Genomic DNA, 24,529 nt, shown 5'->3' with positions numbered 1-24,529 from the left:
CACCTGAAATGAAACTGCTGTGTTCTTTAAGTTATGCGGACTATTGAATTAGATCCGTATATCTTGTGACCGTGCGACTTAACTATTTAATGCATAGCTATAGCTAGCCAAAGCCTACTTTCTAGGCTTTGGTTAATTGTTTTGCCATTTTTGCCGCTTCAGGTAAGGCGGACGATGATGTTTAAATCTACGGTTCGGCGATCGCTTTGACGGCGGCAGTTTTGTGTTAATTACTTTCTACACAATACTTTACGGGCCTGGTTTGTATTGTTTCGTATCTTCTGTTACAAAAGATGTCGAATAATTAAGGCGATGCATTATGTAATGACGTTTTTGCATAGCAACTACGCTGAAGGCAGAAGATGGGAAGGAACTTTTAATGTAAAAGGCAATGTTGCAGTGCCTAGCTTTGTGCGCCAATAAACACTAGCCCTTGTACTGCTGTTCCTTCCCCAGATTTGAAGTATTACGGCGCACTTAGCTATGTAAAAATCGCGATCGCGGATTGAAATAAAGCATCGCACTTGGCTGGGTGAAACGAGCAACAACGACCAAACCGCAGCCGATGTCAAAAACAGCAATCAGAAACAAAGTCACTGCATTGCCGTCTGGTGATAGTACCGATGTATTATGAAGAGTTTTCTATTATGCCTAAGATCGAGCGCTGGCAATCTGGAGCATCTGTACTAATTGCCCTCTCAATGATGGGTGGTGTAGCTGCACCCATCGTGGCAACCGCGCCTGCTGTTGCTCAAACTGCATATCAGAACCAGACGATTGTAATCCCCAACGGGACTTCAATACCCGTTCTGTATGACAAAGCAGAAAAAATTGTTGTCAGTCCCAAAGAGAGCGTGCCCTTAACCTTAATAGTGGCAGCAAACGTCAAAAGCCGTACAGGGACGATATTAATTCCTGCTGGCAGTAGAATAGTGGGTAAACTGCAACCAGCAGAGGGAGGATCGCAGTTTATTGCTGAAGAATTGGTGCGATCGCAAGGTAGAAGGCAGTATATCAATGCCACTTCTAGCGTAATTACCAGAAGCCAAGAAGTGCGCCGAGGAGCTAACACCAGTTCGATCTTGAAAGGTGCTGCAATTGGTGGAGCTGCGGCGGCTGCCCTCTCAGGTCTTACAGGAGATAAAAAGATCTCTATATTAGAAGTTCTAGGTGGCGCTGGAGCGGGTGCAGCAGGCGGCCTAGTATTGGGTCGCAAAAAAGTTGATGTTGTTGTCATTAACCCCAACACCGATTTGGCCTTAAAACTTCGCTCTGATTTGGCTCTCCGTTAGATGATTGATGTTAAGTCGTGGCCGTGCCAACCTAATTGTCAAGGCTCCGCTCACAGCTAGCCACGACTTTGTTTATGTAGCCTTTCTTACTTGATCGGCTTACCCAATCCTGGATTTGCTTCTTTCTTAACTTCAGGCACAATATCAGGACGATCCTTATCTTCCCAACCCACAGGGCGTTTTGAGTTGTACCAGGCAACCGAGCCAAGAGTCACAGCAGCTATAAACCCAACTGCATACACAGCGGTAAAAGTAACTGGAAAATGAGGCGCATTAGGATTGGCAGCAACAGCTTCCATCAGTAAATGCATTACTTGTCAACTCCTTATTCGTATTTAAGTCATGCTATCAAACTTGAGAGTATCATTTATCACTCCTAAGTTTGATCCCCGGCGCTAGTGGTAGATATGGGTAAGTAAAAAGTAAAATACTTTTGGCTTCAACTTCCCAGTCGCCAACTGGCAACTTACTCACCAGAAGATTCCCGCCGCTCAGCGCGTGGAGCGGGTGGCATCTCTGAGTATTGCTGCGCTCTCCTCTCAGCGCGTGGAGCGGGCGGTGTATATGTGCGCGTTACTTCTGTGTTTTGGGTGCGGTAACGCCGCGAGGGAGAATAATTGGAGGCTGATGACTGCCGGTAACGGCGCCGAACTGGTGTTGAGTACCCAGAGTTATTATCTGCACTAGGATACCTGCGGCGGTAGCGGGGTGTGGATTGGTTCTCAGACAGTTGGCTGGTACTTACGCGCCGCCTTCTGGGGCGATAAGTGTTTTCGCTGCTATCAGATTGCTGGCTGGTAATTACACGCCGCCTTCTGGGGCGATAAGTGTTTTCGCTGCTATCAGATTGCTGGCTGGTAATTACACGCCGTCTTCTGGGGCGATAAGTGTTTTCGCTGCTATCAGATTGCTGGCTGGTAATTACGCGCCGTCTTCTGGGGCGATAAGTGTTTTCGCTGCTATCAGATTGCTGGCTGGTAATTACGCGCCGTCTTCTGGGGCGATACTCGTTGGAGTTGTCATCGCTGTTATTGCGATATCTGGAACGGCGCGGCCTGTAATTAGTAGAGTTATTGTTGCTGGAGGTTTCCTCTTGGTATCTCCTCCGACGAGGGCGTGGCGAGTCGTCGCTGTCGTCTGAGTTTACCCTTCCATAAAGGACATTTTTAGCCTTGATGGGCTGTACTTTGATCTGAGGTTTTCGACCTTCTAACTCATCGGGACGCTTGGGGAACTCCTCTTTAGGCATTCCCTCGACAGCTTTGGCCATGAATTTATTCCAGGTTTCGGCGGCGGTGCTGCTAGAACCCCAAGTTGGATCGTCGTTGTCGTTACCCAACCAAACGCCAGTTACCAATTGGGGAATGTAGCCAATAAACCAGAGGTCGCGGGCTTCGTCAGAAGTACCAGTCTTACCAGCTACGGGGCGATCGTTAAGTTGAGCTGCGCCACCCGTGCCATTGTTGACGACGTTTCGCAGCATCCAGGTTGTAATGGCAGTTGTGTCTTCCTGTAGGGCACGCTCTGGCTTAAATTTCCCCTCGTAGATAATGTTGCCGTCTCTGCCGAGAATGCGGGTAATGCCGTGAGCTTTGACGTGCATACCTTTGTTTGCGAGGGTGCCGTAAGCACTGGTTAGCTCTAGCAAGTTGACTTCGGAATTGCCCAATGCTAGAGAAGGGGTGGGCTTGAGTGGAGATTCTATGCCCATTTTTCTAGCAGTGTCGATAACTGGCTGATATCCTACGTCCATCATTATTTTGACGGCGATGACATTGATGGAGTTGGTAAGGGCATCCCTCATGTTCAGCCAGCCTTGATAGCTTTCGCTGAAGTTTTTAGGAGTATAGCCGTCTACGGTGTAAGGGGCGTCTTCGTAACCGCGAAATGGGGTAAATCCAGCAGCGATCGCCGTACTGTATACGAACATTTTGAAGGTTGAACCGGGCTGGCGCTGCGCTTGAGTGACGCGGTTAAATTGGTTTTGGTAAAAATCTTTCCCCCCAACCATTGCTTTAATTTGGCCATTTCTCGGATCTACAGCTACCATTGCAGCTTGATCGAAGTTCTGTCCTTTACTATTTTCTTCAATCGTCTTTTTGATTGCCTCTTCTGCTATTTGCTGCCAGTTTGGATTCAAGGTAGTTTCTATTGTCAATCCACCTCTATCTATCAAATCGGGCGAGACGTACTTGGGAATTTGCTGCTGGATGTAATCAGTAAAATATGGGGCTTCGCGGGTTAGTCGCTTGGGAGCGCTGCGTTTTGTGGTTAGCGGCGTGGCGATCGCTTCTTGCGCTTGTTGCGGCGTAATAAACCCAGAGTCCCGCATCCTTTGCAACACTAAATTGCGGTGATCTTTGGCGACTTTTTCGTTTACAAAAGGCGAATAGACACTGGGAGCAGGTGCCATGCTTGCTAACATGGCCATTTCTGGTAATGTCAGTTGGTCGAGGGGTTTGCTGTAGTATACCCACGATGCATCGGCGATGCCGTAGGCTCCCGAACCAAGATAAACTAAATTAAGATAACGCTCTAAAATTTGCTCTTTTGTGAGCTTATCCTCGATTTTTTGAGCCAGACGAAATTCCCTAAGCTTGCGCCAAAAGCTGCGTTGTTGGTCGAGGAAGACAATTCTTGCTAGCTGTTGAGTGAGGGTGCTACCGCCTTCTACAACATTTCTAGCCATAAGGTTAGAAACAAAGGCTCTGCCAATACCTTGGTAATCGACGCCGTGATGTTGGTAAAAGCGCCTGTCTTCTGCGGCAATGAAAGCTTGAATCAGCGGTTTGGGAATTTGCTCTATTTTGAGTTTTTCGTGGGTTGCTTCACCCTGTTGTTGAAGAATTGTTCCGTCTGCGGCTTTGATAGTGATCGTGCCATCGCGAACATAAGTTACAACGTCGTTAACATCAGGTAAGCCACGTTCTACTGATATCCAAACTCCACCGAGGGCGATCGCTCCTCCTCCTACCCCCACGCCTAGCCAAAACTTGTAGTTACGATGCAGCGGCTTAGGACCAGAGAACGCCTGAATTACCGCCTGCGTTGATTGATGTTTGAGGTGGTTAAGACTACGAATCAATTTCTGACGCTCTAATGCTGGGGTGTCTACGTCTGTCTCCCCCTCAAGCAACAGAAACTTTCCAGTTTCCGGTGACACCCCCACCCTCATATAGTTCGATAGCTTGGTGGATATCTCTTTCACCCTTGCTAGGGAACGTGTTAATTTCTCGCTTCCTGATGCTGGGGTGATTGTCTGCTCTGGTTTGCGATCGCTCACTACAAGAGTTCCAGGTTCTGTTGAGACGCTAGAACCGGCTTCTGGTTTACTGTCGTGCAAATGATTTTCCGGTTCGGTTGACACCTGAGAAGGATTTCCTGGTTGGCTGTCGCTCAGAGGCGGCTGATCGGGTTCCGTTGACGATCCCGTATTGAGTTTATGCGATATCTCTTTGAGCTTTGAGATAAACTTTGCCACGTCAACTCCTCCATTCCCACGAGCCAAGCTAGTACTCGCCTTTATTGTTGCTTATTTTAATGCCCGCGATCGCAATTTGCGCTAGGCACTTGGACACTTCCTTTTTTGGTTGGGCGTATATTCGCGTTGATAGCTACAGCGATTGTCAGGCGCTTTAGCGTCAGCGAAGCGAAGCGCGTTAGCGCGTTAGCGGCTGTGTAAAGAGTACCGCGATTTTCTTGGGCGATAGGTAATTTTCCGGAGCCGTTTTTGGCGATCTTGTTGTTATAGTCTCGCTTACAGCCAGATTAAGCCCCGCCTCTTCAATCAATATGTACAACGAATCTCAAGCACGGTTAAAACATTTAACTGCACTAAGATCCAAGTATCAAGCAACAAGCTATGAAGATTCATCACCTTCTAGTTTGCTGTATTTCATCCTCCGTAAAGTTGACTGTTGTATCGAAATAAATGAATTAGAGCTTAATTGGTTGAGAGAGCGTGAGCTTTTTAAAACCATTGAAGCTATCCAGCACGAACAGCAACATAGAGAATCCGAGTTCATAAAGTTAGGAAGTGAATTTACTCAGTTAAAGTCTAAATACAAAGCAACAAACTGTTCTATTTCATCAAAGTCTAGCCCCCTTTACTTTATACTTAAAAAGCTGGATTCAGGAAATAAACTAACTGATTCAGATTTTGAATGGCTGAAAGCGCACGGGCTTTCTGCGACAATGGCGAGCGCTGAGTTAAGGGAACAGGAAATAGAGCGATTTATAAATTTAAAGGCTAAGTACAAAGCCACTCAATACCAAGAGTTATCGCCAGATAGCCCACTGTATCAAATCCTCAAGCGATTGGAAGCAGAAGAACGCCTAAGTGATTCAGATGTTAACTGGTTAAACGAACAGCAACTCTTTGAAACGCTGGCATTTTTTCAGCACCAAGAATCATTAAGGGAAGCCAGCTTTTCACAACTGAAGGATAAATACCAAGTAACTAGATACCTGGATACATCTGCATCTAGTCCTCTGTATCTCATACTGCAACAAGTTGACTCAGAAGAACTATTGAATGAGTCAGAGATAAATTGGCTGCAACAGCAGGGACTTACCGAGATAATTTCCTTCGATCGAGAGCTACAGGAGAAGCGGAACTTTGCTGCACTCAAGGCTAAGTACAAAGCAACTCAATATGAGGATTCATCTCCCTATAATCATTTGTACAGACTTCTGAAAAGAGTTGAATCAGGAATTGCCCTGAGTGAGACAGATACTAACTTTCTGAAAAAGCGTAAACTTACTGATACGATAGTCATTGCCCAATGCAAATACGTTGCTACTCTGAAGTACAAGATTGAATCAGGAGAGCAGCTAAGTGAACCTGAGACTGAATGGCTGAAACAGAATGGACGTGAAGAGATAATTGTTTTTGCCCAAGAAAAGGACTTTGCTACTCTCAAAGCGAAATATGATGTCTCTGCCTATAAAGATAAATCACCCGCCAGCCCTTTGTACGCAATTATGCAAAAATTGGAGAAAAAAGAGCGGCTCGAACCTACGGATGTAGGTTGGCTACAGGCGAATAAAATTGAAGCGCCTCAGCCTAATTATAGGTTTTATCGATGGCCAGAAGATCATGTTTATGAAAAGCATGAACTGCTCTCAGGAAAAATTTTAATTACCCACCACGAAATAGAAGCAACTTTCTACGAACAGGAGTACAACCGGACGGGAAATAAATGGAACTTGCCCAATGCTAGCAGCCATTGGCGCAAAGCAGATGAACCACAAAAAGCATTGAAGTTAACGGAAAATCTGGACTTAGATAAAATTAAAGAAAATAAGCTCAAATCAGCATTACTAACAACTAGGGGCGGGGCATTCCGCGATATCTATAAATTAGATGACGCAGAATATTGCGCTCGACAGGCTATTAAATACCAGCCTAATAGTCATCACCCCTACACCCTCATGGGTGCAATTTGTTTTGAACGGGGTCAATGTGCAGATGGTGCGTATTGGTTTGACGAGGCAATCAAACGCGGTGCTAACCCTAGAGATACGGATGCTGAAATCAAGCGAGTCGTGAGAAATGCCAAGGATGAGAATAAACGTTGGGAAGTAGTAAAGTATCTTTTGAAAGAAGATCCAGTGCGATATGCTTGGGCTAAGTCTTATCAGAAGAAGCTGAAAAACAAAAGCTGAGAAATAATTTAATGTTCAAGTTACCTGAAAAGATGGTTGGAATGGGTGAATGCTGTATACCGAGGCTCTAGTTTGTTCTAATCTAGCTATCAAGTGAGGTGAGTAAATTTGCCAAAATTTTAACCTACAGTTAGACAGATAGCTGTAGGCGCGATCGCCACTATTTTTTAAGGTAGAGAAGACGGCGATCGCCATTAATATCGATATCCACTTCCCCAAAATACATCCTTATCTAATTGGGGCAATATTATCGCCTTCTGACTATAAAATGTAAATACACCCAGGGATACGCTAGGCTAATTAGCGCTCGCTGAACGACTAATTACGAAATTCGTTAAATTAGCTACTTGTAAGGTAATAATATTAATCGTCTCTAAATTAACGTTTTAATGTTGCAATATTTGAGATAGTAGTAGGGGGAGATTACCAAACCTACTAACTGGACACTAGCTCAAGATCACCATGAATTTTGTCACTATTTTGGGATTATCCGCAGGTACAATAACGACTATCGCTTTTTTGCCTCAAGTCATTAAAGTTTGGAAAACAAAATCAGCTAAAGATGTCTCTTTCGTTATGCTGATTACTTTCTGTATAGGTGTCTTTCTGTGGTTAGTATACGGAATTCTGCGCCAAGATGTGGCGGTAATTGCGGCAAATCTGGTGACGTTAATTTTAAACCTTATAATTGTATGGCTTAAAATTAAATATAAATGATCTATTTTGAAGCTTAAAATGCCTGTTACTGCCTCTGCCTTCGCTGCCGAACGCCTTTTATTTACACCTGCGACGCCGGACAACGACGCCATACCCGCTATCTTTGCTTTCCCCAACGAGTACACTGTTGGCATCACCAGCCTTGGCTTTCAAGTGGTATGGGCAACTTTAGCAATGCGGCGCGATGTTGAGGTAAGCCGCCTGTTCACCGATACTCGCGAACAACTGCCTAGAAATCCAGAATTACTTGGTTTTTCCGTATCTTGGGAATTGGACTATGTAAATATCCTCAATTTATTAGAATCCCTAGAAATTCCTACTCGCGCTGCTGCTCGTTCTGATGAGCATCCGTTAGTATTTGGTGGTGGGCCAGTATTAACTGCTAATCCAGAACCTTTCGCTGATTTTTTTGATGTCATACTGTTGGGTGATGGCGAAAATTTACTGGGAAATTTTATTGATGCTTATAAAGAAGTTAGAAGCGCTAATCGGCAAGTTAAATTAAGGCATCTGGCGCAAGTACCAGGAATTTATGTTCCCAGTCTTTATCATGTAGAATATGATGACTCTACTGGCTTTATTAAATCAATTGAATCTGTAGACGCAGAAATTCCCAGCCAGGTAGAAAAGCAGACTTATCGGGGCAATACTTTATCTGCTTCATCTGTCGTTACTGAAAAGGCAGCATGGGAAAATATTTACATGGTAGAAGTGGTTCGCAGTTGCCCAGAAATGTGCCGCTTCTGTCTGGCAAGTTATCTAACTTTGCCTTTTCGCACGGCTAGCCTTGAAACTTCTTTAATTCCTGCAATCGATCGCGGTTTGGCTGTAACTAATCGGCTAGGTTTATTAGGTGCGTCTGTTACTCAGCATCCAGAATTTGAAGCGTTGTTAGATTATTTGAGTAAGCCACAGTATGATGATGTGCGGCTGAGTATCGCTTCGGTGCGAACTAATACGGTAACGGTAAAATTAGCAGAAATTTTGGCTAAACGAGATACGCGATCGCTCACTATTGCTGTAGAAAGCGGAAGCGAGAGAGTGCGGCAAATTATTAACAAAAAACTCAACAACGATGAAATTGTTCAAGCTGCAATTAATGCCAAAGCCGGAGGATTAAGCGCACTCAAACTCTACGGGATGGTAGGTATTCCCGGTGAAGAAGCAGAGGATTTAGATCAAACTGTGGCGATGATGCGATCGCTCAAAAAATCTGCCCCTGGTTTGCGCTTAACTCTGGGATGCAGCACCTTTGTCCCTAAAGCTCACACCCCCTTTCAGTGGTTTGGCGTTAATCGCCAAGCTGAAAAGAGGTTGAAGTTTTTAGAGAAGGAATTGCGACGCAATGGCATTGATTTTAGACCAGAAAGTTATAACTGGTCAGTAATGCAGGCTTTAATATCTAGAGGAGACAGACGCCTATCTCATCTTTTAGAATTAACTCGCCATTATGGCGACTCCCTCGGTAGCTACCGACGCGCTTTTAAAGAACTGCGGGGACAGTTACCAGAACTAGATTACTACGTCCATACTAACTGGGAATTAGAGCAAGTTTTACCCTGGAATCACTTGCAAGGGCCGCTACCAGTTGCGACGTTACAGAAGCATCTAGCCGCCGCTACATCTAATTTTAGTTAGTAGCATTATCCTCAAACACAAACATTTCAAAAACTTCACAATAACCAAATTTATCTTAAAAAAAGTAGTGAAACTATGGACGATTAGATTTTTATTGTTTACGTTAGCGAATGTAAGCAACATTGAACTTAAGTCCTGATAAAAATGAAAACTGAATTAAATTTTAAACAGGCCAGGAAGTTAGCCTTGCTAGCTGCTAGTGCTTTTTTATTCGTAACTCCATCGGTAGGGGCTACAGAATTAATCAGTGATAGGGGAAGGATAGAAACATCGGTAACTAATACCAGAAATATCCCTTTGCTACTTGCTCAAAATACTTGCCCTCCTAATGCGGGAGGAGGGCGGCTTGTTAATTATTTTGAGACTGCAAGCTTTCACGTATATATTTGCCGGACAAGTAAAGGACTTTTTTATACGGGTATTAGCAAGAGCAATGGTACAGGTACTCGTCCTCTGAAGGCTAGAACAGAAGAAGGAACTGGATATGTTGTTAAGACGGGCGACATCACATACATTGTCAATGGTGCAAGTTTGAGCGTTTTTAAAGGCAGGAAACTCTTGCAAGAAGAAGAAGTAATTAGTTCAAGATAAAATAGCATACCACAAGCGACGGGAGGCTCTAATTTTTGCAAATTTATAGAATAAATACGCAATTAGGGTTCTCCCCCCTGCGCCACCTGCACATAATATTCTGGTTTGGTAGTAATGATTTTGAGGGCTATAATGGTAATCTTAAGTGTGTAAGTATGTAGGTTTGTATATTAATTGAAATCAAACTGAAAGAGGGTTGATATAAACAAGCGATCGCACTAGGAAAACTATTGCTATCAATTAAGATAAATTCACGACAAAAAAGCTGCAAATCTCTATTTGGGATGTTGCAAATGCGACAGCAATGCGATTAATGATCTCTTTAGCCAGCGCAATGGTAACGAGTATGTAGCCTATCCACTTGCAGGTTACTAAACGTAAGCAGGTACTTGTTTACCAGCCAACAATAGGCCAGAATTAGTCATGGCGATCGCTATGAAGTAACGAAACGAGAATGTGAAAATATTGTGGCGAGGCTTAATTAATGCAAACGACAGGTGAATATTACTGTGCCTACTGCGGCGAACCCAATTCGACTTTTGTTGACATAAGTGCTGGCGGACAGCAATCTTATGTAGAAGATTGTCAAGTTTGCTGCCGTCCAAATATACTGTATGTGCGGATTGATGAAGAAACGCTGGATATTGAGATTGATAGCGAATACGAAGGTTAATATACAGCATTTTGCTCCTTAAGATAACGAAAAAAGATACCGCGATCGCACGGTATTTATCTGTCTAGCAACTTTAACTGAAACCGTAATATTACCGAGGCTATTTACCAAGACAACGGGTAGGCTGATCTCAGTATCATCTGTAAGGTAAAGAGAGCTTATGCCGTTGATGAAACCCGAATTTATTGGCAAACACGCATTGAAGCTGGCAATGCTTGGTGTTGGTGCGTTTTTGTTGTTGCACTCATCGGTAGATGCAAAAGAAGTAATGAGAGGCAGCGATCGCGTTGATATTCTAGTGGAAAAACGTGGTGAAACTGTCAATCACCAAAAACTTGCATCAGAGACTATCCAAGGCGATAGACCCATGCAAATCGCCCTTGTAGATAATCTTTGCCCCCTTATTCCAGAACAAAATCTGGAACCTTACATCACGGCGGAAACGAGTGGTTTTGTTGTGAGTATTTGCGGTTCGGGCGGTACTCCAACAAATTATGTTGCTAAAGCCAAGAATGGCAAAAATAGCATCAATCTAGTTCTCCAAAGTTACGATTCTAAAGCTAAGCGTTATGTTGCTGTTAATGGCGGCGTGCGTTACACCCTAACCCGCAACAAACTAACAGCTATTCAAGGGCGTAAAACTCTTGTAAACCAAAAAGTCACGCGCTGGGAGTAAGCCCGAACATGCTCTTGGTTGAGTTTCACCATCTTCCCCTCAAGTATGAAGGTTTATCAACACAACTGAGAGCATATTTCCACTTTGTTTTAAATCAAGCTTAATACATGAGACTGGTTAAATCCGAAATTAATAGTACCCATGTATTAAAGCTGGCAATGCTTGGTGCAGGAGCATTTTTGTTTTTGGTTCCTTCAGTAAAAGCTGTAGAATTAACGAATCGCGCCCCCAAAGAAAATTTAGCGCTTTCTCATTCTATTCAACTTGCCCAAAACACAAAATTTTTTCTTTGTCCGCAGGGTAAGGAACGTATCTTAGCAATTGAAACAATTAACTATAAATTGAATATTTGCGGCTTTGAAGGAATTCCTAGCCATTACGCTGCTGTTGCTAAAAATAAAAGACAAGGTGGCATAACTCTACCTCTTAAAAATTACGACGAGCAGGGATTTCGCTATGTTGCTGTCAATGGCGATACCACGTACACTCTGACTGAGAAACAGCTAACAATTAGTCGGGGTAAGAAAGTAATTGCTAGAGAAAAAGTCATAGCACATGACTGATAAATGCCGCCGATCTAAATTTTAATTTTTAATTTATGACTCTCCTCTCGTAGCCAGCTGTCGCCATCAGCTGGTTTTTTTTACTTATACCAATTGGCGTTCAAATGTCGTGCTATAGCCGAAGCCTTCCCCAGAGTAGCATCTTGGCTAAGGGAGACTCTAGCGCGATCGCTTTGCTTAAAAATCGCATATATGAACCCAAGCGCTACCAGATAACGGGAATAAATCCGCCAAATTGTTAATATTTTTTAAATTTTACTCGTAGTTGCAATTGCTTCGAGGCTAGCATGGAGCGAACTGCCCAAGACTAGGAGGGAAATGCCCATGCCTACTACCACACCGGGTTTGTATGTCAAAGATCGTGAAGGACAGCAGCTAGTCTTTCCGCTAAAACATACAGAAGTTAGCGCCAAAATCGCTGGAAATATCTCGCGAGTTGAGGTGACGCAGAGTTTTGAAAATCCCTTCACTAAGCCTTTAGAAGCAGTCTATGTGTTTCCCTTGCCAGATGAAGCGGCGGTGGATGACATGGAAATTATATTAGGCGATCGCATCATCACAGGTAACATCAAAAAACGCGAAGAAGCCCAACAAATTTACGAACAAGCCAAACAACAAGGACGCACCGCTGGACTATTAGAACAAGAACGAGATAACATCTTTACCCAATCGCTTGCTAATATCAAACCTGGGGAACAAATTGATGTCACCATTCGCTACACCGACAGCCTAAAATTTGAAGGCGGCGACTATGAATTTGTATTCCCAATGGTAGTGGGGCCAAGGTTTATCCCCGGTACGCCTATTGATAGAAGTGGCGATACAGACCAAGTTCCAGACGCTTCGCGCATCACTCCACCTATAATGCCAGAAGGAACGCGATCGCGCGGGGATATCGGCGTCACGGTAGAAATTGATGCAGGGGTAACGATTAGAGATGTGCGATCGCCTTCCCACCAATTACGCATAGAATACGAAGGACAAATTGTGCGCGTAAAGTTGGGCGGAGAAGATACAATCCCCAACAAAGATTTAATTCTGCGCTATCAAGTTGCTGGCGATAACACTCAAGCAACAGTACTAAAACAATCAGACGAACGCGGCGGACATTTCGCAATTTATCTAATTCCCGCCTTAGAATATCGTACCGATGAAATTGTACCCAAAGATGTCGTATTCCTGATGGATACATCCGGTTCGCAAATGGGCGATCCGCTGATAAAATGTCAGGAATTAATGCGCCGCTTTATTAATGGATTAAATCCCAACGACACTTTCACAATTATCGATTTTTGCGATATTACAACTCAGCTATCTCCAGCCCCCTTGCCGAATACTCCAGAAAATCGCGCAAAGGCAATTAAATATGTTAATCAACTGCAAGCTAATGGCGGTACTTACTTGCTAAATGGCATTCGCGCAGTTATGAACTTCCCAGCAGAACCAGCGGGACGTTTGCGGAGTATCGTGCTGTTAACTGATGGCTACATTGGCAACGATAACGAAATTTTAGCAGAAGTTCAGCGGGAACTGAAACAGGGAAATCGCCTTTATAGTTTCGGCGTTGGTAGTTCTCCTAACCGCTTCTTATTGAATCGCATTGCAGAAATTGGGCGGGGAACTTGTCAAATTGTTCGTCAGGATGAACCAACCCAGGAAGTAGCAGAAAAGTTCTTCCGGCAAATTAATAACCCAGTGCTGACTAATATTCAAGTTAGCTGGGAAGGTGGTGGGGAAGATCCGACAATTTACCCTACAATATTGCCAGATTTGTTTGCAGAACAACCGTTAGTTTTGTTTGGTAGAAAGAGCGATCGCACTGCTGGAACCCTACACATCAACGGTATTGCAGCAGGTGGAAGTCAGTATAAAAAGACTTTTAATCTCAGTTTTGCGGAAGCTGGCAATACTGCGATCGCTCAACTTTGGGGACGTGCCCGAATTAAAGACTTGATGAAACAAATGTTCGGCGTTGAAACCAAAGCTGGAGTAGATGCTGTTACAGATACAGCTTTGACTTATCAACTGTTGTCACAATACACCGCTTTTGTTGCTGTGAGTGATGACGTGCGCGTCAATCCAGAAAGCGAATCCCTATCGATGAACGTGCCAGTAGAAATGCCCGAAGGCGTCAGCTACCAAGGGATTCCTGTTCCCCCTGCTGCTAGTCTTGGTATTGCGAGCAAAAATCTCTACTCAGGCCAGCCAGCGCCCAAATATGACCGAACTGAACTCACTGGTAGTGACCCCCAATACCTGGAGCTGGAGCTACGACGCCCAGCCGCACCAGCACCCAAGGCTTCAGGGGGGATCGGCAAAGCTAAAGAGGCTGTGCGCGGGCTGCTAAGGCAAGATGTGGTAAGGAGATCAATTAAACCAGCGCAAGGCTTAGCGGATGAATTTGATATCACTTTAATATCGCCTGGGATGATTGACGGTTCAGAGGAGGAAGCGATCGCAACACCAACAACTAACAATCTCAGATTGCAAGTTGTCAGCGTAACGGGATTGGATAAAGCGGCGATTGATGCTGTGACTCACCACCTGCAACAACTAAATATTCCCACAGGTTTTAGTGGGGAAATTGTCTTTGAATTCGCAGTCCGCAAAGGTCGTGTAAGTCGAATTATGTTGGATGAGGAAGCTTCAACATTGAAAGAACCGACGGTTGTGAAATTAATTAAGCGATCGCTCACAACCTGGCGCGTTCCTCCATCTGCTAATAGTACAGTCCGCTTAACCTTGCGTATCCAACCATAACGAGCTACTTGTAGGGTGGGCACTGCCCACCTTACTTGTTTTTGTACTAAATTCTGGCAAATTAGGGCGCAAACATAGATAAGCCAAAGGGCCAAATAAAGGAACTATCGCCACTGCCCAAAAAATTCGCCCATCCTTAATACCCCGGCGAGCCATATCGTCATCAAATAATGATGTGAGCGGAAATATTAAGCACATTAAACAAAAATCTATACTTATCAAGTGAACAAATTCCGTGCTTTGGAATTGTTCAACATAATCTCCCCAGTTTCCAGCATTTATGGCGTAACCAACTAACACAATCGTAATTAAAAGCAGAGCCAACCCTGTCAATCGTGAATCTAATATTTTTAGTAAAGTATCCTTATAAGCGGTGAATTTTGGATTAGATTTACGAAGTATCAAATAGGGAATGAGGCAAATTACTCCTATTCCATTTGACCCTATGAAATAAGGCCAAATACGGAAATCTTGAATTTTGCCGTCGGCAAACATCAAGCACGCATAAATCATCGGCCACACGCCCATTAGCCAGAATATTGCCATTAAAATCGCATTAACTTCTGCGAACTTAAACGTTAACAACCTTTGCACTAAGGGCCATGTATCTGGTCGATCGAGGGGAGCCAGCCACACTGTATAGCCCGTAAATACCACCCATATCAACCACAAGAGCAATTTTCTGCCCATAGCCTTGAATTGATGATTTAACTCTTCTCAGTCAACAAATTCTAAATAAGAGGTATCTAGCCCCACGTCTCTCTTAAGTCAAATCTGGCTCTAGTAAAGGCTGATACATTTCACAAGCTTCTGGTAAGGGGTATGAGCATAGCCCGCCTAGACAGGCGACAATACTGCACGCGCTACGCACCTTATACCATAAAAATTCAATATCGTCCTTTAGGATTGTGTGAAGTTTAGGACTATAGGCAGATAAATATATAGTGATGGTTCAATAGCATGAAATGCATAACAAGCTTATTGAGGGAAATCCACAATGGAAACTTCTACCAGCAATGCAACTGAAACCTCAGTGAAGAAAAAAGAGCGCAAGGGCTTTGAGTTTGAATTTGCTCCCCAGTCAGAAGTTTGGAACGAGCGCTTGGCTATGCTCGGTTTTGTCGCTTACCTAAATTGGATTTGAATAGCGAGATTCTACTTCACGACCATACTCAAGCTTATTCCCCACGCTTCTTAGTCAGGCTGGCAATTATATAAATTGCTGAGTTTGCCAGCCTATCTTGAAGCTAGATACAGTGTTAGATATTAAAACCAACCCATGCGCTACCTTGCACTATCGCATAGTGCTGGTAACAGTCTGCTGTACGGAGCGATCGCTACTTTCGGGCAAAGGCGGACGCAGACAAAGATAGGCAAGCGGGCCAAGTAACGGAACTAAAGCTACTGTCCAAAACAGTCCAGAATTATTTAAACCGCGACGAGCCATATCATCGCCCAAAAGCGTCGGGAATACAACGGCGAACAGACAAACCGCCAAACTCATGCCATTAATAAAGCGATCGCTTTGAAATTGAGCAATAAAATCTTCCCAATCTCCAACAAACAAGCCGTAGGCAAGCAATACCACCGTACTTAATAATAAAACCACTCCTGTCGAGCGCGAGTCAACAAGCTTCAGCAAACCATCTTTTCGTCCAGAAAACTCTTGATTGGGTTCGCGCAATGCTAAATAAGGTAACAGCCCAATAACTCCCGTTCCCACTGCTGCTAAAAGAAAAGGCCATGCACGTATATTTTGCATTCTGCCATCAATGAACATCAGACAGCAGTAAATTTGCAGCCAGATGCCTACTAGGGAGAATATTGTCAGGATAATTGCGTTGATATCTGCCCACTGAAGGGTTAATAAATTTTTAATCAGCGTCAGTGTTTCTTCCAAGTGAAATGGAGGAGCCAGCAGCAAAACATAGGCTATAAATCCAACCCATACCAACCACAAAGCAATTTTTCTACCCATAAACTTGACCGATGATTTCACACTTCTGGCTCAACTAAATTTAAAGTAGAACCAAAAGAGTTGGCGTCTGTCTCTGGTCAAGTATAAGTAGTTAAGTTGAAGCTGCTTGCTGCTTAGGGCTGACTACATCGGCACTGCTTTCTGGCGTAGGAGGGCGCAAGCACAAATACGCCAAAGGGCCAAAAAGAGGCAAGAGAGAAACTGCCCAAAAAAGTGCGGAATTGTTTATGCCCCGCCGCGCCATGTCATCGCCCAAAAGTGCTGGAAATAACAAACACAGCAGGCAGAAATCCAGACTCATTACATGGATGAAACGGCTGGTTTGGAACTGTTGAACATAATCTGCCCAATTTGCTCCCTGCAAACCATAAGCAACCAAAGCGATCGCGCCTATAGTTAAAGCAACACCAGTCCAGCGAGAATCTAACAGTTTCAAAAACAGATTCTTTTGCCCAATAAATTCTCGTTTCCGTTCCCGTAGCGCCAGATAAGGCAAGATAGCAAATGCCCCCACCCCAAAAGAGAGCAAAGCAAAAGGCCACGCTGGTATTTTTTGTCCTTTGCCATCAATAAATAGCAAGCAACTGTAGATTATCGGCCAGACACCCATGATATTAAATAGCGACACAATCAGGGTGTTGATACCTTCCCACTTGCCAGTTGAAAGATCCTTAATTAGTTCAAACGTATCTGGTTGATTGGGAGGGGCTAAAAAAAAGGCATAACTGACAAACCCGACCCACAGCAACCAAAATGCAATTTTTCTAGCCATAAAACTGAGGAATGAGGAGAAAAGAGTAGTAGCTCATAGCTTAATTAAGCGGTTTGAGAGAGGGCATCAGAAAGAAAATCTGCTGCGGCTTCAACAAGGGCGATCGCATTTTCGTATACCATCCGCGTTGGCCCCAACACACCCACACTCCCCACCGGAACCGACCCTTGCCTGTAAGTTGCAGAAATTAGCGTACAAGTACGCATTGGTTCCAAAGGATTTTCCGTGCCAATACGCACCTTAACCCGCTTTTGTTGAGACTGTTGTGGCATACCAGCCCCACCTGAAACATATGGTGTAGGCAATTCAAAGATTAAAGGCCAAAGCTGGTCTTGTTCCTCTTCCAATAGGTGCAAAAGCATCTGGACTTGCTGCAACTCGGAAAATTCTGGCTGACGCAACACCTCCGACACGCCACGAATCATAATCGGCGTCGAAGTTGGCGGCTGACTGCGACGAGTTAATTCTGCGAGCAAAGTTTTCAGGAAATCGCCATAGCATTCAAATTGTCGATCTAACTCGCTCCAATCTAGCGTCGCCAATTCCGAGAGCGATCGCTCCCTCAACTGAGTGTTCAAAAAGTTCGACAAAATTTGCAACTCCCTCTCCACAATCTCCGCATCGCGTGGCGTTGCATCTGACTCCGGCTTGGGCAACTCCATCAACACAGACTGCGTTTCATAAGCATCTGTAACCACAATCAGCATCACCCGGCCCGGATCTATCTGCACCAACTGCAAATGCCGCAACCGTGCAGTACGAGGCTGAGGCATCGTAATCAAAGTAATATACCCACTCAGCGTCGCCAAGATTTGCGCCGCGCCGTGTAGCAATGCTTCAAAACTTGAATTTTCCCAATTTAGCCGCTTTGCGAACAACTGCTCTACCTTCAGCCCTAAGTCATCCGAAGGCATTATTAGGTTGTCAACATAAATGCGATAGCCCGAATCAGAAGGAATTCGTCCAGCCGAAGTGTGGGGTTGATATAGCAAACCAGCTTTTTCTAAAACGCCCATAGCAGTGCGAATCGTTGCTGGGCTAACACGCAGATTGTATTCGTCCACCAAAGCTTTCGAGCCAACAGGCTCCGCCGTCGCAATATAGTGACGGACAGTAGCCCACAGAATGCGTTGTTGCCGATCGGTCAGACTCACTTGCATAACTTTTGGAGCGTCAGCTCAATTTAATCAGGTTTTAAAAAAATTAACGATTCTGCGAAATCCTTATTAAGAAAAGATTATAAGCCAGCATTCCTGCTAAACCAGTCCAGCAGTGACAGCTAGCCAATGTATACCTAAGAGCATGACTAAATTAACAAGAGCCAAAAGCGCGGCTTTCAGTAAGGCTTATATATTCAGGTTAAATCAAAATAATGGCTGCTGTCTTTTCCCCAGCAAGAGCTACAGCAGTTTCCCTAACGGCTCTATATAGCCGCAGAGCGTGGGTAATGCGTTAGCATCCTCCCCTCCGACGGGGTGTACGAATGCTTAGCAGGGATTTACACTCAACAGATGCTTAGTAGCGAGGAATATTACGATCGACCATCAGCGAGTAAGCATCGATTCCACCAGCGATATTTTTGACATTGGTGAAGCCCTGAGCGGTTAGCCACTGACACATTTGGGCAGAGCGGATACCGTGATGGCAGAGTACAAGCGTCTCCGCGTGGGGGTCGAAGCGATGCTGGATTTGGCCAGACCATTCGGCAAATTCGCTTAAAGGTAAGTTGGCGAAGCCGTCGAGATGAGCTAGCTCTAGTTCTTGAGGCTCTCGCACATCCAGCAGTTGCAGCCCATCGGGGGAAGAAGCCATGCGAGCTGCTAGCTCATCTACGCTAATCTGGGGAATGGAATTAGTGAAAAATTGGGCTGACATCAGGCTGTGGGGAGAGGTTAACTAGACAGCGTTGCCAATAACAATCAATAAGGACATCTTAATATGTGGGAAGGCCACTGAACTGAAATAATAGGTTCTGGCCTATGGATTATCTCTAGCTGATTGCGATCGCGGAGTCTGGATTTGCAACATGAAGCGTAGCTCGTTTTTCTATGCCCTAGCAGCTGGCGTCGTAGTGCTGCTCTTAATTAGTGCTGGTGGATTTTACTGGCTGACGAACCGAAGTCCGCTCAATCTACTGGGGGGGGGAGAGACGGCGACCCCGGAGGCTGCCATGTTTGTGCCTTCACAAGCTCCCGCTATGGTATCTTTGTTGGTCAATCCAGACCGCTTAGATGGGTTTGAGAAGATTGTAGCCAGTCTTGGAGAAGGCAAGCGATCGCGTTTGGACCTAGACGAACTCAAACAAAACTTACTCGCTAACACTGGCGTAGACTACCAGCGCGATATCCAACCCTGGCTGGGTGACGAAATAACTCTAGCCGTTACCACCTTAGATTTTGACCGGGAAGCGCAGAATGGCAAGCAGCCAGGGTATCTGCTTGCAGCCACAACTAAAGATCCCGAAAAGAGTAAAGAGTTTGTACAACTCTTCTGGCAAAAACAATCTGAATTAGAAACAGATTTAGTCTTTGAACAATACCAAGGCGTTAAGCTGATTTACAAAAATCAAACGTCAGAAAAGAAAAAGTCTGTAGCTAGCGCAGTTGTCGGCGATCGCTTTGTCTTATTTGCCAACGATCCCAAAGTGCTGCGAGATGCCATTAATAACGTCCAAGCTCCTACTCTCAGCCTGAGTAATTCTAGTTCCTACCAACTGGCATTGCAGAGCATTACCCAGCCTCGAATTGCCCTCAGTTTTGTGAATCTACCCGCACTGACTGAACGCATAGGAAATAACTCAGCCTCTCTAGCACCAAAAGGCTATGAAAGTCTGGCGATCGCCCTTTCGCTCAACAACCAAGGAATTCTCGCAGAAACAGCACTGCTGGGGGGAAGTAATGAAAAAATAACCGCTACTACCCCAACCCTTTCTCAACCAGTAGCCGCCTTACAATACATACCGCAAACAAGCGGGTTTGTCGCCGCCAGCACCAACCTCAATCAACTTTGGGATCGGTTGCAGCCTGCATTATCAGGTGACAATACCCTCTCGCAATTCCTCAATCAATCAATAGCAAGCCTCCAGGATCGTTGGGGAATTCAACTACCTGCTGATATTTTTAGCTGGGTGGAAGGAGAGTACGCCTTAGCCTTATTACCTCGTCCAGATAGAAACTATCCCGATTGGATTTTTGTTGCAGAAAAATCTGATAAAGCAGAATCAGGAATTGAACATTTGGACGCTGTTGCCAAACAGCGGGGATTCAGCATTGGTTCCCTACCACTCGAAGATAGAGACATTTCTGCGTGGACAAAGCTGACAACTGCTACTGCTACCAAAGAAGGTAAACAAAACGGCCCAGTTGTACTAAACGCTCAGGTGCAGGGAGTCCACGCAACAGCGGGTAAATATGAAATTTTCACAACATCAATTGAAGCAATGGATCGAGCGCTTAAAGCAAGCTCCGATCCCCTTGTAGTTAGTGGTAATTTCAAAGATGCGATCGCGCCTTTCACGACTCCCAATAATGGCTATCTTTATGTAGACTGGGCTGCAAGTCAGTCGCTTTTAGAGCGCCAAGTACCAATATTGCCCTTTGTCGAACTTGTCGGTAAACCCTTATTCGACAACCTGCGATCGCTAAGTCTCACTTCCCAAGGTGCGTCCGATGGCGTCCAACGCAGCCAGATATTCTTCCGTCTGGGTAAAAATAAAGACTAAGTTCTTGTAGCCAGACGGACAGTATACTCATCTCAAAATACAATAAGCTCCCTTTCTCGGGCTGCCCCCGCCCCTTAATATCCCTCAAACTTTTCAAAGTGTCGCTAGGGAATCATTCCCTCAGCGACACATACAACTTTCATCTCGACCAAATTTTTGACAATCTCCCCAGCGCCAAATTCTGCACCAGCAAAAACACACCTTTCATGTGGAGGGGGTTTGGGGGACGCACCCCGTCCCCCAACGGGGGGTTTGGGGGTCTCCCCCCAATTCTGGGTTTTTCTAGATAAAAATTCGGTTTCGACTACCGAACACCTGCTGGATCGGAATTCTCACCACAGATAACCTGACTGGGTGATGCCCAACTCTACGGGGATCGCTACGATCGAAAATAGGAGAACAAAGCCAGTGGCACCGTTCTCCCGGCTAATTTTCAGCCACTCTTATTACTCCTGCGGTAGGCTTAGATGATTAGATTTCTTGTGGGCGTACTCGTGTTCGTAATTGACAAACTTTACCGCGATCGCCCCTATCAGCGCTTCTACGTCCTAGAGACAGTTGCTCGCGTCCCCTACTTTTCTTTCCTCTCGGTTCTGCACCTCTACGAAACCCTGGGACTTTGGCGCAAAGCCGACTGGCTAAAAGTACACTTTGCCGAATCTTGGAACGAGCTGCACCACCTACTGATTATGGAATCGTTGGGTGGCAACAAACACTGGAGCGATCGCTTCCTTGCCCAAACTACAGCTCTATTCTATTACTGGGTAGTTGTGGCACTCTATATGGTTTCGCCCCGCACCGCCTACTACTTCATGCAACTGGTGGAAGAACACGCCCATCACACCTACGATACATTTGTGCGCGAACATGAAGCAGAACTAAAAGCACAACCCGCACCCTTAGTAGCTATCAAATACTACCGCGACGGCGATCTTTATATGTTCGACGAGTTTCAATCCTGCGGCACGCCTGAAACTCGTCGCCCTATGGTTGACAGCTTGTATGATGTATTTGTCAACATCCGCGATGACGAAAGCGAACACGTCAAGACAATGTTGGCTTGCCAAAAGCCGGATGCTCAAAAAAACTTCAAGAGTCCCCACACACAAGCATTACTAGAACAGAATGCAGTCCTGCCACCTGTAACCGATAAAGAACTTGAGGTTGAATTAGTCTCGGCGCCGCGTTAAATTCTCAGCCAGCCTTGGATCGTAAACCCGGTTACGCAGTCAGTTTTGGCGAAACCGGGTTTCATTGCTTTCGCACTGTGGCAGAAAGGCTAGTGGCACCATTGTTTTAATAAAATGATTCAAACTTGACTACAACTTTAAGTAGTTAAGTAGTATTCTGTTTGCTCTGGGATGAGATATCAACTCCCAGCAACATTAGGATGGTTTTGACAATGCTGCGCTTTACAGCTCGTGGTTTTCTGGCGTTGATGCCAGCGGTAATCGCACTGCCCGTTTTAGCGCAGACTGCGAATTTTGATTCACTAACTCTAGCACCTGGCTTTAAGTCGTCGCAAGCAGTCGTATCAGGCAATACAGGTGGTTCATTCTCCCTGCCTTCTATTGTGCTTGCACTTAAGAAAGAGAGCAGCGATCGCAATAAAAACCAGTGTATCGGGTTCGGTTCTCAAAAGCCCGATCACATCATTCACTTACAACAAGACTTCCCCAAACTCAGAGTAAGAGTAAATAGCGGCGGTAAAGACACAACCTTGATAATCAAAGGGCCAGAAGACGTTATTCGCTGTGGCGATGACACTGGTTCCAGAAAAGATGCCAGCGTTGAAGACACAAACTGGAAATCTGGTAAATATCTGGTCTGGGTGGGTTCTATTGAAACTGGGCAAAAGTGGAATTACCAAGTTTCTGTCGAGCAGCCTTAGAATTTTAAATTGTCCTTAGTCGTTTGTCATAAATTTTTTGCACATAAATTAATGACAAAACCTTGTTTACAATGCAAAATCAAAAATTTAAATTGCAAAATCTCGCATTTAGGTCTTTGAGATCTGTATAACACCACCAGAAAAGCTAAGATCGAAATAACCTGTTTTACCCAAATGGCGAACCACTTGTGCTGTCTACGCTGCTAGCTGACTTCCGTATCATCTTTGAGCGCGACCCAGCCGCCCGCAACTGGCTGGAAGTTTTGTTCTGCTATCCCGGTTTGCAGGCGCTTATGTTTCATCGCCTTGCCCACTGGCTACACATACTGGGAATGCCCTTCATCCCCCGGTTGATTTCCCAATTTGCTCGCTTCTTGACTGGCATTGAAATTCACCCTGGTGCCACCATTGGAAAGGCTGTTTTTATCGATCACGGCATGGGCGTGGTTATCGGTGAAACCGCCATTGTGGGAGATTATGCTCTTATCTACCAAGGTGCTACCCTCGGCGGGACGGGCAAGGAATGCGGCAAGCGTCACCCCACTTTAGGGGAAAATGTAGTAGTCGGCGCTGGTGCTAAGGTTCTTGGGAATATTCAAATTGGCAACAGCGTCCGCATCGGCGCGGGGTCGGTTGTATTGCGCGATGTTCCTTCGGATTGTACCGTTGTGGGCATACCGGGTCGAATTGTCTATCGCTCTGGCGTGAAAGTTAATCCCCTCGAACACGCAAGCCTCCCAGATTCCGAAGCCGCAGCGATTCGCGCCTTGGTAGACCGCTTGGAGTCCCTAGAGACGCAGTTGCAAGAGCTGCAAAACGCTCAAAAAACTCCTACTTCAGTCATCGCCAGCCTGGAATCGCAACTCAAAGCTGAACTTCCACCAAGCAATGATAACTCCGCAGCAACAGCTCAAAGTTGTCGTCTTAGGGATAAAACTATTCAGCAATTTTTAGATGGTGCTGGTATTTAATAAGAAGGGTGGGCAATGCCCACCCTTTTTAATATGTCAGGGATTTACGGCTTGAACAGACCATACTTGCTCGCTGTCGAAGTTGTACAGCCAGCGATTTTGGGGTTCGCCTCGCAACTCCAGATGATCTACCTGCACGGCTTCTAGCAACAGTAGGCAAAAATTCTCTAGTGGCTTGTCCGCTGCTGGGGGTGGTGGCGCAAAAGCATCTGTATTGGCTCTAGGTTCTGCTGGATTAGGCCATGCAAATTGCACCCTAGCCGCGTCTGAGAGTTCTTGCCAGCTAGTATGACGCGCTTGTTGCAGCACTGCGTCGTTATAATTTTCTCTTACTAGAGTTAATTTACCAGCAATGCGGAATTGTTCGCGGGTTTTGGTGAAATACCAGCAAGCTTCCCCCCAAGGCTGACGGTCAATTTGTTCTGCTTTTTGGCTGCGGGAGTCTGTGACGAATTTGAGTTGATTGGTATCGTCTAGAAAGCCGCGAAATACTATTGTACGGTTAGCAGGTCGTCCATCTGCTTGGAGTGTTGCCAGTTGCAGGTAGCGCGATTCTGGCTGGCTGCGGTTACGATGAAGGGCACGAGCAAGGGGCGATCGCCAGGGAGCAAGAGTCATC

Annotated in this window: 23 protein-coding genes; 14 read left to right on the top strand and 9 right to left on the bottom strand. The window is 45.2% G+C overall.

Annotated features, from left to right (window positions below):
• Positions 1-647: 647 nt before the first annotated feature.
• On the top strand, positions 648-1,292 hold the full coding sequence (locus tag H6F77_RS19870) for a hypothetical protein (RefSeq protein ID WP_190490353.1): 645 nt from the start codon (positions 648-650) through the stop codon (positions 1,290-1,292).
• 86 nt (positions 1,293-1,378) lie between these two features.
• Here H6F77_RS19870 and psb35 read toward each other — a convergent pair whose 3' ends face one another.
• Positions 1,379-1,591 (bottom strand): photosystem II assembly protein Psb35, encoded by a 213-nt coding sequence (gene psb35 / locus H6F77_RS19865; protein ID WP_514131595.1) that lies wholly within the window; start codon positions 1,589-1,591, stop codon positions 1,379-1,381.
• Positions 1,592-1,758: 167 nt separating this feature from the next.
• Positions 1,759-4,773, bottom strand: coding sequence for a PBP1A family penicillin-binding protein (locus tag H6F77_RS19860; RefSeq protein WP_309228888.1), 3,015 nt, complete (start codon positions 4,771-4,773; stop codon positions 1,759-1,761).
• Positions 4,774-5,084: 311 nt separating this feature from the next.
• On the opposite strand from H6F77_RS19860, the gene H6F77_RS19855 reads away from it, so the two are divergent.
• Complete coding sequence (locus tag H6F77_RS19855; protein ID WP_190490349.1) at positions 5,085-6,959, top strand: hypothetical protein; 1,875 nt, start codon at positions 5,085-5,087, stop codon at positions 6,957-6,959.
• 15 nt (positions 6,960-6,974) lie between these two features.
• On the opposite strand, the gene H6F77_RS19850 is transcribed toward H6F77_RS19855, so the two are convergent.
• Complete coding sequence (locus tag H6F77_RS19850; RefSeq protein ID WP_190490347.1) at positions 6,975-7,178, bottom strand: hypothetical protein; 204 nt, start codon at positions 7,176-7,178, stop codon at positions 6,975-6,977.
• A 243-nt stretch (positions 7,179-7,421) separates the two neighbouring features.
• On the opposite strand from H6F77_RS19850, the gene H6F77_RS19845 reads away from it, so the two are divergent.
• The 7 genes from H6F77_RS19845 to H6F77_RS19815 all read left to right on the top strand — a co-directional run bounded on the left by H6F77_RS19845 (position 7,422) and on the right by H6F77_RS19815 (position 14,577).
• Positions 7,422-7,676, top strand: a complete 255-nt coding sequence (locus tag H6F77_RS19845; RefSeq protein WP_190490346.1) for an SWEET family sugar transporter — start codon at positions 7,422-7,424, stop codon at positions 7,674-7,676.
• Positions 7,677-7,694: 18 nt separating this feature from the next.
• A complete protein-coding gene (locus tag H6F77_RS19840) occupies positions 7,695-9,314 on the top strand; it encodes a B12-binding domain-containing radical SAM protein (protein ID WP_190490344.1) in 1,620 nt (539 codons plus the stop codon).
• A 144-nt stretch (positions 9,315-9,458) separates the two neighbouring features.
• Positions 9,459-9,905, top strand: a complete 447-nt coding sequence (locus H6F77_RS19835; protein ID WP_190490342.1) for a hypothetical protein — start codon at positions 9,459-9,461, stop codon at positions 9,903-9,905.
• A gap of 484 nt (positions 9,906-10,389) precedes the next feature.
• Positions 10,390-10,578 carry a CPXCG motif-containing cysteine-rich protein gene (locus tag H6F77_RS19830; protein ID WP_190490340.1) on the top strand — a complete coding sequence of 63 codons (189 nt, stop codon included), beginning with the start codon at positions 10,390-10,392 and terminating at the stop codon, positions 10,576-10,578.
• A gap of 160 nt (positions 10,579-10,738) precedes the next feature.
• A complete protein-coding gene (locus tag H6F77_RS19825) occupies positions 10,739-11,254 on the top strand; it encodes a hypothetical protein (protein ID WP_190490338.1) in 516 nt (171 codons plus the stop codon).
• Positions 11,255-11,361: 107 nt separating this feature from the next.
• Positions 11,362-11,817: a hypothetical protein gene (locus H6F77_RS19820; RefSeq protein WP_190490336.1), complete on the top strand. Its 456-nt coding sequence runs from the start codon at positions 11,362-11,364 to the stop codon at positions 11,815-11,817.
• A gap of 318 nt (positions 11,818-12,135) precedes the next feature.
• Complete coding sequence (locus H6F77_RS19815; RefSeq protein ID WP_190490334.1) at positions 12,136-14,577, top strand: VIT domain-containing protein; 2,442 nt, start codon at positions 12,136-12,138, stop codon at positions 14,575-14,577.
• Here H6F77_RS19815 and H6F77_RS19810 read toward each other — a convergent pair.
• Positions 14,554-15,267 carry a DUF2834 domain-containing protein gene (locus H6F77_RS19810; protein ID WP_190490333.1) on the bottom strand — a complete coding sequence of 238 codons (714 nt, stop codon included), beginning with the start codon at positions 15,265-15,267 and terminating at the stop codon, positions 14,554-14,556. The genes H6F77_RS19815 and H6F77_RS19810 overlap by 24 nt on opposite strands.
• Positions 15,268-15,574: 307 nt before the next feature.
• Between H6F77_RS19810 and H6F77_RS19805 the strand changes: the two genes are divergently transcribed.
• Positions 15,575-15,721, top strand: coding sequence for a high light inducible protein (locus H6F77_RS19805; protein ID WP_190490330.1), 147 nt, complete (start codon positions 15,575-15,577; stop codon positions 15,719-15,721).
• Positions 15,722-15,871: 150 nt separating this feature from the next.
• On the opposite strand, the gene H6F77_RS19800 is transcribed toward H6F77_RS19805, so the two are convergent.
• The 4 genes from H6F77_RS19800 to H6F77_RS19785 all read right to left on the bottom strand — a co-directional run bounded on the left by H6F77_RS19800 (position 15,872) and on the right by H6F77_RS19785 (position 19,202).
• The gene (locus H6F77_RS19800) at positions 15,872-16,555 is read right to left on the bottom strand and encodes a hypothetical protein (protein WP_190490598.1); all 684 of its coding nucleotides are present in this window, start codon (positions 16,553-16,555) and stop codon (positions 15,872-15,874) included.
• Positions 16,556-16,646: 91 nt separating this feature from the next.
• Positions 16,647-17,327 carry a DUF2834 domain-containing protein gene (locus H6F77_RS19795; RefSeq protein ID WP_190490329.1) on the bottom strand — a complete coding sequence of 227 codons (681 nt, stop codon included), beginning with the start codon at positions 17,325-17,327 and terminating at the stop codon, positions 16,647-16,649.
• A gap of 44 nt (positions 17,328-17,371) precedes the next feature.
• Positions 17,372-18,487 (bottom strand): heat-inducible transcriptional repressor HrcA, encoded by a 1,116-nt coding sequence (hrcA, locus tag H6F77_RS19790; RefSeq protein WP_190490327.1) that lies wholly within the window; start codon positions 18,485-18,487, stop codon positions 17,372-17,374.
• Positions 18,488-18,842: 355 nt separating this feature from the next.
• Positions 18,843-19,202, bottom strand: a complete 360-nt coding sequence (locus tag H6F77_RS19785) for a rhodanese-like domain-containing protein (protein WP_190490325.1) — start codon at positions 19,200-19,202, stop codon at positions 18,843-18,845.
• A 151-nt stretch (positions 19,203-19,353) separates the two neighbouring features.
• Between H6F77_RS19785 and H6F77_RS19780 the strand changes: the two genes are divergently transcribed.
• From H6F77_RS19780 to cysE, 4 genes are all read left to right on the top strand, one after another.
• A complete protein-coding gene (locus tag H6F77_RS19780) occupies positions 19,354-21,048 on the top strand; it encodes a DUF3352 domain-containing protein (protein WP_190490323.1) in 1,695 nt (564 codons plus the stop codon).
• A 467-nt stretch (positions 21,049-21,515) separates the two neighbouring features.
• On the top strand, positions 21,516-22,238 hold the full coding sequence (locus H6F77_RS19775) for an alternative oxidase (protein WP_190490321.1): 723 nt from the start codon (positions 21,516-21,518) through the stop codon (positions 22,236-22,238).
• A 212-nt stretch (positions 22,239-22,450) separates the two neighbouring features.
• A complete protein-coding gene (locus H6F77_RS19770) occupies positions 22,451-22,939 on the top strand; it encodes a hypothetical protein (RefSeq protein ID WP_199321427.1) in 489 nt (162 codons plus the stop codon).
• Positions 22,940-23,127: 188 nt separating this feature from the next.
• Positions 23,128-23,910 carry a serine O-acetyltransferase gene (cysE, locus tag H6F77_RS19765; protein ID WP_190490317.1) on the top strand — a complete coding sequence of 261 codons (783 nt, stop codon included), beginning with the start codon at positions 23,128-23,130 and terminating at the stop codon, positions 23,908-23,910.
• Positions 23,911-23,946: 36 nt separating this feature from the next.
• Here cysE and H6F77_RS19760 read toward each other — a convergent pair whose 3' ends face one another.
• A complete protein-coding gene (locus H6F77_RS19760) occupies positions 23,947-24,528 on the bottom strand; it encodes an Npun_F5749 family FMN-dependent PPOX-type flavoprotein (protein WP_190490315.1) in 582 nt (193 codons plus the stop codon).
• Between the last annotated feature and the right edge of the window lies 1 nt (position 24,529).

The organism is Microcoleus sp. FACHB-831, assembly GCF_014695585.1.
In the GTDB taxonomy this organism is placed as follows: Bacteria; Cyanobacteriota; Cyanobacteriia; order Cyanobacteriales; family FACHB-T130; genus FACHB-831.
Note: the sequence above shows the minus strand (reverse complement) of the source record. Positions and strands in the feature narration are given on the sequence as shown.